This window comes from Candidatus Enterovibrio altilux, from assembly GCF_002381345.1.
In the GTDB taxonomy this organism is placed as follows: Bacteria; Pseudomonadota; Gammaproteobacteria; order Enterobacterales; family Vibrionaceae; genus Enterovibrio; species Enterovibrio altilux.
Window position 1 is genome coordinate 166,654 of sequence record NZ_CP020660.1, and the last position, 13,438, is coordinate 180,091.

A 13,438-nucleotide genomic window follows, 5' to 3' on the forward strand; every position below is an offset into this window, starting at 1 on the left:
TACAGGCGTCAGAACTTAATCTAATCTTTCATTTGAAGGATATCAACACCACAAACCCAGAACTTAAACTTTATAATTGCTGCTTTAGGACATAATCCTACTGATCCAGGCTTACTCATCAAGTTAGCACTGAGAGGTTCTGCTCTTAATGCAAACGATGTGGCAAAGAGCATTGCTCTCGCGTATACAAAACGTTCTGGCGAAATACAGCGTCATTTTGTCGAACAATTTCTGAAGCGACGCTTGGAAGTAGCCTATTCACTACATGACTTGTTTACCTTGAAAAAAGAACGTATTAATGCCTTGATCCAAGGTGCGCTATTGGATGGTGCTACTTTAGAAGAAGCGTCCTTCATCACAGACTTAATCGATGAAATTAAAGCCAAATTTGAAAAAAATTTAGGCAGAGAAGAAAAAATGAATACAAAAAAGTTAGACATTTTAATTATGTATTTAATAGCTTATTATTAGTGTAATTTACCCATTTTTGCGGAGTGATTATTCTGGTGGCTGTTAATGTTAAGTGTTGGTTTTGTCAGCAAACCAGTACAGTTTAACAGTCTTAATACGCTGTGGTGAATATTAATTCAACTGTTGTAAGTAATGCTGTCAAATTTTTTCGGCTAAATAAACAGGCTTTGTTTCCTAAATTAAGGAACTAAATTATTAATCTGCGCTCCAAACAAATAGAATAATTTAAATATTCAGGTATATGAACAAGTTGTTTTACAAAACAACTAACTGGAAGCAGTATAATCAAGCTTTAATTAATCTTGGCTCACTAACATTCTTGATTGATGAAGAAGTTATGCAGCTATGAAACCAAACTAAGCCGGGTAATCATAAAAAACTTTGTTTTTTCGCAACTAAACTATTACGACAGTTCACATGGTTAAATGCGTATTTTGAGTGCCACTTAGAGGTCTGCAAGGATTCATTAATCCTGTTTTTAAATTAATTTAACTGCCGTTGTTATGCCTTCACTATTCATGCATTAGCAATCGAGTCAAAACAATTAACGTCGCGTTCAAGACGAAGACTAAAGGAACCATCCAGCATTTAGCCATTGATTCTATGGGGCTTGAAATTTATGATGACGGCAAATAGTAAAAAAAGCGTGGTGCTGATGGGGAGTGGAGAGTCTGACGCAAATTACATTTAGCGGTATATATAAATACGCATGAAATCATTGGCTGAGTTAAGTGCATCAAATCTGACGGACGATGAAGTGCTGCCTAATTTGCTCAAACAGGATCTGCAGAGGAATCAATTAAATATCGATCAATAGAATTTACGATCCTAGACAATGTTACGAAACCGTTCGTATTAAGCGAGCGGTTCCACTCATCCCACTAATAAAAGAAGCAACTTTTTCGGTATGAGGTCATCCGTGTAATTTAGTGGTTAGTTACCAACAGTTATGCGGTTCAAATCAGCATTGAAAAATGAGGCATGGTTACCATAAACGTTTCCTAGCAGAAACAGCATTATTCAAAGTTAAAGATCTACTGGAAGAGACATTGGACTTAAGTGGTTAGAATGCTCAGATTAGCGAAATGTACACCATGACCAAAGCTTTAAATAAGTTGACAGGGGGTAGGTGTGCCTAAAATGAAAGTGATTGTCTAATAGTTAATAATGTTTGGATCTACTATCTGAACTCGAATTAGGAAACAATCCTGCGTAGATTCAAAATTTAGCATTTTACTTTAGGAAACAAAGTTCTGCAATGGTCGCAATATGACTGAAAAATATTTTTTCACTAAGGCTGTGCCGACAAAACCAAACTAAGACATGAACCAGATGCCACAAACATTTACATCTGAAAGCATGATGACATGAGTAACAGAAGTAAACTGAGAGAAAAATTATTTATTTACGTGATATTACTATTTTTTAAAATGAAAATATAGTGGGCTAAGCAACCTGTACCAAAATTATTTACAGGTTATTTTTTCCTTTTTTTTGGTAATACTGTATCTTTTGGCATGTGTGAGTAGATGTATACACCGGTTGCAAATATATATATCAATGTCAGAAAAAAAAATCCGAAGACTTTGAAGTTCACCCACACGTCCAGTGGTAATGTATAGGCAATATAAATATTTACAATCGCCATAACATAGAAGAAAATAATCCACGCGAAATTTATGTTACGCCACACCTCATTGGATAGTGTAAGCTCTTGACCAAGCATACTTTTGATTAATGGCTTACCCATAAATTGAGATATAAGCAAACCACCTGCACACAAAGCGTAAATAATAGTTACTTTCCATTTAATGAAGCTGTCATCTTGAAAAAAAAGCGTAAGTCCACCGAATACAGTAACTAATACCGTGGTTATAATCTGTATTTTATCTACTTTATTATACCGTATCCATGTCACCATCATGTGGATAATGGTGGTAACAATAAGTGCCCATGTCGCGACATAAATATCCTGCGTTTTGTATAGGACAAAGAAAATAATCAATGGGATAAAGTCGAAAAAGTGTTTCATTCAGATACGTATCCTTATTATTTTTTATTTCAATGTAAGCATGTATAGTATACTTTTATTGAAAATTTTTTTTTCAATTACGAAACTTAATTACTAATTTACGCTATAAATAAGCTAGGTTCACTTAAATATTTACATTTATGAATATGCTTCCTTGCAAAATAATCATTGGGAAGTAGTACAATCAAGCTTTAATTAATCCTTGCTCACTAACACCTTGGATGGATAAAGAAGTCATACAGTTATTGAATCAACCTAAACTCGGTAAATCGTGGAAGGTTTGCTTTATTTTTTAACTGAGCCATTATGACGGTTTTCGTGGGCTTTATTTTTTAATTTAAATGCAGCTTATTTAACGCTTTTATCATAGCGTCAATTTCGTTAATTTGAGCATTGTGATCTTTTAAGCTCAATGTTCCTCTTAGAAGTTTTTTTTAAAAAACCATCCCGCTTCTGATAAGGAACGTTTATCGTAACTACACTTCATTCCCAAAAAGTTGCTCCTTTTCTTGGTGAAATGGATGGAATCGCTCGTTTAATAGGAACGGTTTCGTAATATTGTTTGGTGTCGTAATCACCATTAGTTGATATTTCATTGATTTTTCGAAGGGTTTGTTTGAGCAAGTTAGGTAACGCTGTATAGTCAGTCAGATTTAATGCGTTTAGCTCAGTAGTAATGATTTTATATGTATTTATATTTACGGCTAAATGTAACTCGCATCAGACTCTCCGTTTCCCATCAGTGCCATATTTTTTACTTTTCATTCTTCTTCACTGTAGACTTTTAGCTTTGTAGAATTAATGGCTAAGTGTTGGATGCTTCCTTTATTCTGTGCCTTGGACGTGACGTTAGCCGTTTTGACTCGCTTGCTCATGCATGAACAATAAGAGCATGACAATAGCAGTTGAGCAAGCTTGAAAATAGAACTAGTGAATATTTGTAGACCCTCAATAGTATTGCAAATACGCGTTTACTCATGAGAATTGTTGTAATGGCTAAGTGGCTAAATAAACGAGGTCTCCCACGATTACCATGCTTAGTTTGATTCCATAGCTTCATGACTTTTTCATCTATTCAAGAGATTAGTGAACTAGGATTAATTAAAGTTTTATCATCTACTTCCAGTAGGTTCTTTTGTAGCAAGGCTTATCCATGAATCTACGTATTTAAGTGAACCTAGCTGTTTAGATCGTAAATTACTAATTAAGTTCCCTGACTTAGAAGAGAAAGCTTATTAAAAACGACACTATTTAGAGTCAACAAACTGCTTGGGGGACATTGAACCTAAGGGATTATAATGTCCAAATGGGTGAAACCTATGGAATAATAAAAGCATTAAATAAACTGACCAGGCTAGGTATGCTTATAGCGAATGTGACCGTTTAATCGTTCATTATGTTGGAATGTATGATCTGAACTCTAGTGATGAAACAAATCTGGACGTGAGTATTACTCTTGAATCACAATCAATTAATTGAAGACATGATCCAATTTGTAGTTAAACAATTTTTTGCAAGTGTTTAACCGTATTTTTTTCAATGCAATGAATTCAGATATTTTAAAAAAATAACAATAATAATTTTTAAAACTAAAGGGCAGTAATTTACGTGGAATAGCAATGACACTGCTATTTTTTTAAAATCATTGTCAGATTGCGAAACGACTAGCTCTCAACTAGTTTTCAATAAAAAATACTGCTCCCGCATATATTAAATTAATATAATTCATTAAATTAACATATAATAAAATATTTGGCATTATATTTGCGTAATACAATGTATCTATACAGGGGAGATAGAGAATTATGCAAATTGAACACATTTTACAATCAAATAATTCACTTATGCTCATAATATATGGCGATATGGATGCACAAGGGTGCAGTGACATGCAACCTGAACTCGATGATGTGGTTGCTACAGACGAGCTAACGGACATAATACTCAACCTTGGCTATGTGGATTTTTTAGACAGCTCTGGCATTGGTGCTATCGTTTTTCTCTTTAAACGCTTAAAAACAAAAGGACGCACACTATCATTGATACAAGTACATGGCCAACCAATGGAAATTATCCAGCTACTGCGAATTAATAGTGCAATTTCTGTCGAAATGTCCTCTCCTGTCCGTTAATACTTATAATAACAGGTACACTCTCCAAAGTAAGAGGCATGGGATGCAAACTCTACTCAGCTTACTATTACCCATTGTTGTCCTTTTAGGTTGTTCTGCTTTTCCTGAACATGGTACAGGTGGCATGGCAGAGCATCACTATTCATCGCTGTCGCCTGTCATGGCAGATGAACCTCTAGGACCAGAGCATGGTTTACGTTTTGAATGGGAACTTGCTTCTCGTCATCTCGACGTTCTCATATTAGAAGGTGCTGAACTCTGTTTTCCAGCATCAGTTGTTAATGCCAGACGAATGCTAGAACGCATTGTTCGTGAGTTACATGGTGGCCTCAAATTTGATGCTGCTAATGATCTAATTGTTCAACGCGTCACCTTAGAGCGTCTTGAAAAACAACTAGATGCTGTAGTAAGTAGTGCAGCCTGCATTCCTCCGAAGTCGGTTGGTTTTCAATCCACAGCTGAGCTTGCTGAAAAAATTTATAGTTTGCTTAATGCTGATAACCAGTTTGCTTTTAACTCCTCAGAAATAAATCCTAAATACATGGGTAGGTTGGCAGAAGCAGCAATGATATTACGTGATATCACTCAATTCAACTTGCTCATCACAGGACATGCAGATGCTATTGGCAACACAAAAATCAATAAAAAATTATCCTTAGCACGTGCTAATCAAGTTAAGCGTTATCTACAAATTTTTGGCATTGTGTCATCACGCCTAACTGTTGCAGCAGTGGGATCAAGTGATCCTCTTTTTGAAGGAAATCAAGCACAGATTAGGCTAACTAATCGCCGTGTTTCCATTGAATTAGTTGAGGTCAACTTCAACAGACAAAATCAGCTATGAGGGTCCTGATGCAGCAGATGATCCTTCTTATTATTACCGTGATGTTTAGCAGCTCATGTAATGCGCTAGCAAAAGAATACCGCGTGAATATCGGTGACCAGATTGCTGTTCTGCTACCAGGTGAAGCTAACCTAAACAAAGAATTTCAAGTTGATCGGCAGGGTCGGATCACTCTTCCTGAAGTGGGTATGATTCAAGTGCTTGGCATGACAGAGACTGCATTATTAGGTGCGGTGAAAGAAATGCTAAGTGTTGTATTCCGAGATTTATCACCTCTTAAGGTATTCGTCAGTAAAAGACAGCTACTTATTATTATTCAAGGTTACGTTGCTGAACCAGGAGAGTTCATTTTGAAGCAAAATGCTTCAATTCAAATGGCACTCTATACTGCAGGAGGCTTGCGCACAGGTGCACAACTTGACCGTTTTCAGCTTCGTCGCAATGGTGAAATTATTATTTTTGATTATAAAAAATTTCTTGACACTGGTGATGATAGCCTACTTCCACAGCTTCAATCTCTTGATACCTTATTTATTCCCGCATCGCCAATGATTGGTAACGTTGAACAAAATTTTAATCCCGCGGCACTTGCCGATTCAGGTGATGCGGCAGAAGACCGAAAAGCTATCAAAGTCTTTGGAGAGGTAATTCGTTCTGGTAGTTTTTCGGCGAAGGATGAAAACAATCTGGTAGATTTATTAATGCGCGCTGGTGGGGTAACTCGCTACGCCGCTGTTGAACAGATTCGTGTCATTTCAGGCAATGAACCGCGTCTATTCAATTTGAAGCAATATCTTGATAGTGGAGATGAATCACTTCTTCCTAACATTATTGAAGGATCAACTATTTTCGTACCAAAGCAAGAAGAAGAGATTAAAACAGGCTCAAATACGGTATACGTAATGGGTGAAGTCGCTAAACCTGGTGCTTATGAAAGCAAAAAAAGCGCAACTTTTATTGATATTCTTGCAAATGCTGGCGGGCCCACACGTTTTGCTGAAAGTAGACAAATTCGCGTGATTAAAGCAGATGGTTCAACTGTCCCCTTTGATTTGACGCTTTTTACTGAAGGCAAATTGGTTGGGGATCCACCCCAAGTCAACCCAGGCGATGCTATTTTCGTTCCAGAAAAGCTTGATATGAATGAAAAATCATGGCTTAAGGTAACCCCTGAGCGTGCGGTACGTGTAATTGGTGAAGTACTGCGCCCAAGCCGCGTAGAATGGTCAGATGAAATGTCATTACTTGATCTTCTTGCGCATGTCGGGGGCCCAACGAGTCGTGCAGACACAAGCAAGATCGAAGTAGTAACACCAACCAGTGTCACAAAATCTCAAACTTATATATTTAACCTTGACAGATTTATTAAGCAAGGCCTTTCTGACTCTGATCTTCCTCCAGTGAATGCAGGTTCTACCATTCGCGTTCATGATTTGCCTGATGATCCTGTAGACAACAAATCAAAATGGATTCGCCAAAGTTCAGACAGCTCCATCTATGTATTCGGTCAAGTAGGTGCCCCAGGCCGTTATCGATTTACCGAAGAAATGCACTTTCTCGATATTCTTTCGGCGGCAGATGGACCAACTGTAAATGCCGACTTACACAATATTCGCGTGACTCATTTAGACGGAAAACATGCGCGCGTTAATAAATTAAATTTAGCTCTTTTTTTTGAAACCGGTGACACCACTATTTTACCTGAAGTCAAAATAGGCGATACAATTTACATACCTGATAAAAATCGCGATTGGCTGGATAGGCCAAAAGAAGAAACAATCCGTGTTCTTGGAGCGATAAATCGTCCTGGTCGCTACACATTCGATGATCATATGACCATTTTAGACTTGCTTGCAGAAGCAGGTGGTCCTAGTAGCAACGCCTACATTGAAAAAATTACAGTTGTAAATATATCATGCTGTAGAGATCAAGCACGCACCTTCAATTTGTCGGAGTTTAGTCGTACAGCACGATTCCAAGATCTTCCAGTGTTACGGGCTGGCGACACTATTTATATTCCAAGCCACCAGGAAAGTACAGCGTCGAAAATTCGGCAAAGCTTAACGGATATTTTCCAGATTGCTGGTATCGCAGCATTGATAGGTATTATATAATGCATATTTCTCCACTAAACTTAGAAGTCGAGCGAATTTACTCTCAAGTTGTTCGTAATGACTATAAAACATTGGCCGTTGTGGCCACTGAATCAGGTGAGGGAGTGACTTCTCTTGCCACAGCCATTGCGCAACGGTCATTACTAGCTGGAAAATCAACGTTGATTGTTGATTTAAACCTGTACCATCCTAACTTAGAGAGTCAAGGAATAACTCCGGTAGTAAAATCCCAGCGGCTGCTTCCTAGCCCTGAACTTGTTGGTGTCATCGGAGAACATACTTATTGTACTGGCATCATTGCACCGTCAAAACGTGGGATCATCATGGAACTGCGCCGTCCTGATTCATTGGAAGGTTATTTGAAAGAATGGCATAAAGAATATGATTTGGTCATATTTGATACATCACCGATATCTCGCATGAACGCCAACAACATACCTCCAGAGCGTGTTGCCGCCGCCGCAGATGGCACTATTTTTATAGTGATGGCAGGACAAACTACAGAAGCCATGGTATCTGAATCAGTGAAAAGACTTAACGATGCAGGCGCACATTTGCTCGGCTGTGTCCTAAATGACAAAAAAAACCATTCATTAAAAATTGCTTTATTGCTTGAAATAGATAAACTTCAAAAATATTTACCCAAAATAGCAAGGATGCTACGCCATAAAATTCTTAGTAGCCATTTGCTCTCTTTGGAGATTTAGTCATGGTGTCAATTGTTAGTCATGAATGTCGTCCTGCCACACTTAAATCCATCAGTCTCGCAAGAAAGAACTTAAATAATGTGTTTAAAAAACACGCCGTACCTGACCACATAACGAATAAAATACTGTTGTGTTTTGCAGAAGCTGCCACAAACCTTGTGAATCATTCAAACCTTCAGCCTACATTCATTCATATCGATTTAGAATGCAATAATGATAGTTGGAAATTACACTTAAGTGACGACGGACAAAGCTGGAATCCTAAACCACCAGATCGTGTTCAATTGCACGATATATTTAAAGATAAAGAAGGAGGACGAGGTCTAGCATTGATTCATAGTTTATCTGATGATATGGAATACAAGATTCATGATACAATTGGTAAAAATACACTAACTTTGAAATGGCACCGTCAAAAATTTTTAACAAAACCTAGCATATTGATAGTAGATGATGATATCTGCCAGCGTCGATTATATAGCGCGTATCTGTGTGAAGACTATCATGTTATCGACGCTGAAAGTGGTGAGGCTGCTTTATCACTGCTGCTCCAACAAGATGTAGATTTAGTAATATCAGACATTAGAATGCCGAGAATGGACGGCTTAAGCCTTAAAAAAGCACTCCATAAAGAAAGTAACACACTATTAACTCCTTTCATATTTCTAACCTATGCAGACAATCCAGAAATCCTAGAAAGTGCGATGGGATTAGGTATTGACGATTATTTAATTAAACCAGTAAGTAAACCCGCACTAATTCAAAGCGTAACAAGAGTATTGAATCGCTCAGCTCAGATTTACCGACAGCTCACTGATCGTGTGAACAAACGCATCACTGATTCTTTAACTCCATCCTTACCCAAAAAAGCATATGGTTGGGAAATGACGGTTATTAGTCGAAACACTGGCATTGGGGGGGGTGACCTCGTTCTTCATCGTGGGAATAGTCGATGCATGATGCTTAATGTGGTCGATATCATGGGTCATGATGTCACTGCAAAATTTTTTTCATATGCGTTTGGCGGATATTTACGTGGCCTAATGTATCATATTGACCATGAAACCAACCCGTGTACAACGCTACTGAGTAGACTCTCAGACAGCGCATTGGAAGATGGTTTATTATCACAAGTTATCCTAACGTGTTGCTCTGCCGTACTGTCGGATAACGGAAAAATTGAGGTTGCTACCGCTGGCCATCCTGCTCCGTTTAAAATTTCGCCAACGTGCACTCAACTAATAGATGTTGGTGGTATTTTACCAGGTGTTATTTATGGAGCTAACTACGAAAGCATCACTATTTATCTAGCCAACAATGAGCGTCTAGCTATTTACACTGACGGATTATTTGAAGCAGCTGAAAATGATCAGGCTCGGAAAATTTTGAGTAATAGCATTATGACTACACTGCAAAACACGCTAATACTACCGATTGATGAAGCTGCACAACGCGTAATGCAAACATTTGACCGTAAAGGAGAAAGGTATCGTGATGATGCAACTCTTGTATTGCTGCAACGTGCAAATTGACACCCTACAGTAGGTTTTGCTAATCTGAATTGTGATTCCTTAGGCTCAATGTACCTTCACGTAGTTTTTTGACTCAACACATTGCCGTCTCTGTTAGAGAAGATTTACGGCAACCGTATTTCATTTTTTATGCTGCTTTGAACTGTATAATTTTTAATAGTTGATCACGAAATTACGCGGATGATCTTGTTTTTAAAAAGTTGTTCCTTTTTTGCTGAATTAGTGGCCTCTCGTTTAATCCGAACGGTTTCGTAACGTTGCATGTGTCATAAGGATTATTACTTGATACTTTATTGATTTTTCAGCGGATTTATTTGAGGAAGGTGGGTAGCACTTCACCATTAGTCACATTTGCTGAATTAAATTCAGCAGTAATGATTGAGTACGTATTTATATTTACTGCTAAATGTAATGTGCACCAAACTTTCTGTTTCCCATCAGTGCCATGATTTTTTACTTTCTATGTGTCTTTATCGTAGACTTTGATTTTTCTAAAATCCATGGCTAAGTGCGGGATGGTTTCTTTATTCTTTCGCCTTAACCGTGACATTATCCGTTTTGGCTCGTTTTTAATGCATAACTATTGAGGACATAAAACGGCAATTGAGCAAATTTAAAAAACAGAATTAATGAATCCTTGTAGACTTCTCAACAGCATTGGAAATATTCATTTGTTCATAAAAACCATCGCAATGGCTAAGTTACGAAACAAATGAGGTCTTTCATGCTTACCCTGCTTAGTTTGATTCCATAGCTAAATGACATTTTCATCAGCCCACAATGTTAGTGAGCCACGATTGATTAAGGTTTGATTATACTCCTTCCAGTTAGTCGTTTGGTAGATAAGCTTGTTCATAGACTTAAATATTTAAGTGAGCCTAGTTATTGAAAGCGTAGATTAATCATTTAGTTCCTTGGGTTAGGAAACAAAGCCGCATGTAAGCCGCAGACCTGAATTTTATACACGTGACCTAGTATAGACAATTGACATTTTTTTATTATTTGATGAGTTTTCGATGGTGACAAATGAATATAACCTACATCATGAAGACAGTGAATTAAACTTTTAGTACAAAATTCACAAGAAGTTGGATCAATTTTTTATTCACTTTAAAGCTAATATTAGTTGAACAGAAAGATTCTACCTTAAAAAATTTACATAATAATGCTAGAAACTCTACTTTTAAGTCAGATAAGCATATGCTAATTTTATTAGCATATGACAATACAGCAAACTAAATTATATTGCATACTATGCTTGAATTTTTAAATTTGGCTGCATACATAATTAGTAATAGAAAGAAAAAGTTGCTGTCAAAAGTAGAGTACCTTATGACATTTTGTTTCTGAATATCTCCATACCAGGAATGGGTCAAATTAAAATCATATAGCGCATCCAAAAAATGGAGCAACCAGCCAAAAAATCAATATTATAGTGCTCACCGTGCATTCCATGTGAATGGATAGAGAACATCTTCTTAAACAAGAAATGGATGATTCACACCAAGCTATTACTAATTGTTTAAGTTGTTGTCAGCACTGATTGAACAAACCAGCACCACTACCTCATTAAATGGGCCAGACACTACCAATGACATGAAAACACCCACCAAACCAGTATGCATTATTGATGAAGAGACGCTGACACAACTAGTGTTCGACACTTCAGCAGATGCAGCCCTCAGTCTCGTTGCATTCTATGTTAAAGACGCTAAGGTGCGAACAATAAAACTTCTTCAAGCAGCAAAAGAAAATGATTATTATACGCTTGAATTTGAGGCTCATACACTTGGAAGCAGTGCAGCAGCGCATGGCAACAGTGCATTAAGTCAATTATGCAGGCGCATTGAAAGATTTTGTTTAAATGAACATTTTGACCAAGCGATTGATAATACAGCGCAGCTAGAAAATATAGCAAAACAATCATTCTTAGCCTTGGAAATGCGCTTACAACAGGGGTTTAGAACATAGGTATTATCTTGTTTTTAATGTATCACGCTGTAGAATCAAATTTTGTCATACACTTACATGCATATGAATTTTATCCATCTTGCTTACCTTCACCACTATAAATTTTGCATGGCGTTGGTATATATTTCAGAGGAAGCATAGCCACATGAAGTCAAAATACCAAGTTTTACTTATTGAAGACTCTAAACCATTGTCGAATCTTTATAGCAAATATCTATCGAACGAACCCATTGACCTAGTGTGCTTGAACACGGGACGAACTGCACTTAATTACTTACAACAGAACACCCCTCACCTAATCATGTTGGATCTCAAGCTACCAGATATGTCTGGAAAAGACATATTGCGTTGGATCAAAAAACAAGCCTTACCTTGTGCCATCATCATTGTAACCAGTCATGGCTCCGTCAATACTGCTGTTAAGTTGATGCAGCAAGGTGCTGATGATTTTTTAGAAAAACCAGTGAGTGCTGAACGACTCAAAACTACATTGACTAATCAACTTGAACATATACGCTTACAACACCTTGTTGATGATATTACAACTAATTTTAATCGAAATACGTATCACGGTTTCATTGGCTCAAGTCTTCCAATGCAAAATGTTTACCGTATCATTGATGCAGCAGCACCCAGTAGAGCAACAGTGTTTATTACTGGAGAAAGTGGTACAGGAAAAGAGGTGTGTGCAGAAGCAATTCATAATCAAAGCCCTCGCGCTCAACAAGCTTTCATACCATTGAATTGTGGTGCCATTCCGCATGACTTAATGGAAAGCGAAATATTTGGTCACGTAAAAGGAGCATTCACTGGAGCGAGCAGCGAACGTAAAGGAGCAGCTGCACAAGCAAATGGTGGCACTCTATTTCTTGATGAAATCTGTGAAATGGATTTAGATCTTCAAAAAAAATTATTGCGTTTCATTCAAACAGGACGTTATCAAAAAGTCGGCGGTAGTAGAGAAGAAAGCGTTGACATTCGTTTTCTTTGTGCAACGAACAAAGATCCCCTTCATGAAGTTGCTGCTGGTAGATTTCGTGAAGATTTGTATTATCGCCTTCATGTTGTACTACTTGCGTTACCACCACTCCGAGAACGCGAGAATGATATTCTTACCATTGCTACCAGTTTCCTTAAAACCTATGCACAGGAAGAAGGAAAAATCTTTTTACAATTTTCACCCGCAGCCGAAGTGGTACTTCGTCATTATTCGTGGCCAGGCAACGTTCGTCAATTGCAAAATGTAATACGCAATATTGTGGTGCTACACGATGGTGAGGAAGTAAGCGTAACACAATTGCCACCACCTCTTAACGAAACCTTGAGTGATAAAGAAATTCAATCTCTCACTGTACCACTTCATCCTACACCAATTGCTAGTCCAATTGAGTGCGTTGGCATTGCAACATCAGGGGAAGAATTAAGTATTCGATCATTAGAGGACGTTGAACGAGAAGCTATTCAGCATGCTATCGAATTTTGTAATGGAAATGTTTTGAAAGCAGCAGTATTGCTGAAAGTTAGCCCTTCTACCTTATACCGTAAGAAACAAGCTTGGGAAACAGGTGAAGCGTAATATACTCATTATCCTACATTATGACGTATTTTATCGTCATTCAATAAATAACACAGGTT

The 13,438-nt window shown here is 37.6% G+C and carries 9 protein-coding genes and 3 pseudogenes; 9 read left to right on the plus strand and 3 right to left on the minus strand.

All coding sequences use genetic code 11. The features are described 5' to 3' along the window. Positions 1–159: 159 nt before the first annotated feature. Together BTN50_RS10635 and BTN50_RS00695 are read left to right on the plus strand one after the other, a co-directional pair. Complete coding sequence (locus tag BTN50_RS10635; protein WP_235610972.1) at positions 160–471, plus strand: hypothetical protein; 312 nt, start codon at positions 160–162, stop codon at positions 469–471. 241 nt (positions 472–712) lie between these two features. Next, positions 713–1,629, plus strand: a pseudogene (locus tag BTN50_RS00695) (IS5 family transposase). 319 nt (positions 1,630–1,948) lie between these two features. On the opposite strand, the gene BTN50_RS00700 reads toward BTN50_RS00695, so the two are convergent. After that, entirely contained in the window at positions 1,949–2,503 is a 555-nt protein-coding gene (locus BTN50_RS00700; protein ID WP_096618662.1) for a septation protein A, read from the minus strand. Positions 2,504–2,835: 332 nt separating this feature from the next. Further along, positions 2,836–3,658: pseudogene (locus BTN50_RS00705) on the minus strand (IS5 family transposase). 650 nt (positions 3,659–4,308) lie between these two features. Here BTN50_RS00705 and BTN50_RS00710 point away from each other — a divergent pair. From BTN50_RS00710 to BTN50_RS00730, 5 genes are read left to right on the plus strand one after another with little or no spacing between them, the layout of a single operon-like run. Further along, complete coding sequence (locus BTN50_RS00710; protein ID WP_096618663.1) at positions 4,309–4,635, plus strand: STAS domain-containing protein; 327 nt, start codon at positions 4,309–4,311, stop codon at positions 4,633–4,635. Positions 4,636–4,678: 43 nt separating this feature from the next. Beyond that, positions 4,679–5,479 carry an OmpA family protein gene (locus BTN50_RS00715; protein ID WP_096618664.1) on the plus strand — a complete coding sequence of 267 codons (801 nt, stop codon included), beginning with the start codon at positions 4,679–4,681 and terminating at the stop codon, positions 5,477–5,479. Between the two features lie 8 nt (positions 5,480–5,487). Next, complete coding sequence (locus tag BTN50_RS00720) at positions 5,488–7,593, plus strand: SLBB domain-containing protein (RefSeq protein WP_096618665.1); 2,106 nt, start codon at positions 5,488–5,490, stop codon at positions 7,591–7,593. Continuing rightward, positions 7,593–8,300: a P-loop NTPase family protein gene (locus tag BTN50_RS00725; protein WP_096618666.1), complete on the plus strand. Its 708-nt coding sequence runs from the start codon at positions 7,593–7,595 to the stop codon at positions 8,298–8,300. Before BTN50_RS00720 ends, BTN50_RS00725 begins: the two co-directional genes overlap by 1 nt. A gap of 2 nt (positions 8,301–8,302) precedes the next feature. After that, the gene (locus BTN50_RS00730) at positions 8,303–9,832 is read left to right on the plus strand and encodes a SpoIIE family protein phosphatase (protein WP_096618667.1); all 1,530 of its coding nucleotides are present in this window, start codon (positions 8,303–8,305) and stop codon (positions 9,830–9,832) included. A gap of 691 nt (positions 9,833–10,523) precedes the next feature. Here the strand turns inward: BTN50_RS00730 and BTN50_RS12610 are convergent. After that, positions 10,524–10,688: pseudogene (locus tag BTN50_RS12610) on the minus strand (IS5/IS1182 family transposase); the annotation flags it as partial. Between the two features lie 662 nt (positions 10,689–11,350). Between BTN50_RS12610 and BTN50_RS00735 the strand changes: the two are divergent. Further along, positions 11,351–11,803, plus strand: coding sequence for an Hpt domain-containing protein (locus tag BTN50_RS00735; RefSeq protein WP_150137384.1), 453 nt, complete (start codon positions 11,351–11,353; stop codon positions 11,801–11,803). 145 nt (positions 11,804–11,948) lie between these two features. Beyond that, positions 11,949–13,379: a sigma-54-dependent transcriptional regulator gene (locus BTN50_RS00740; protein WP_096618669.1), complete on the plus strand. Its 1,431-nt coding sequence runs from the start codon at positions 11,949–11,951 to the stop codon at positions 13,377–13,379. Positions 13,380–13,438 lie beyond the last annotated feature (59 nt).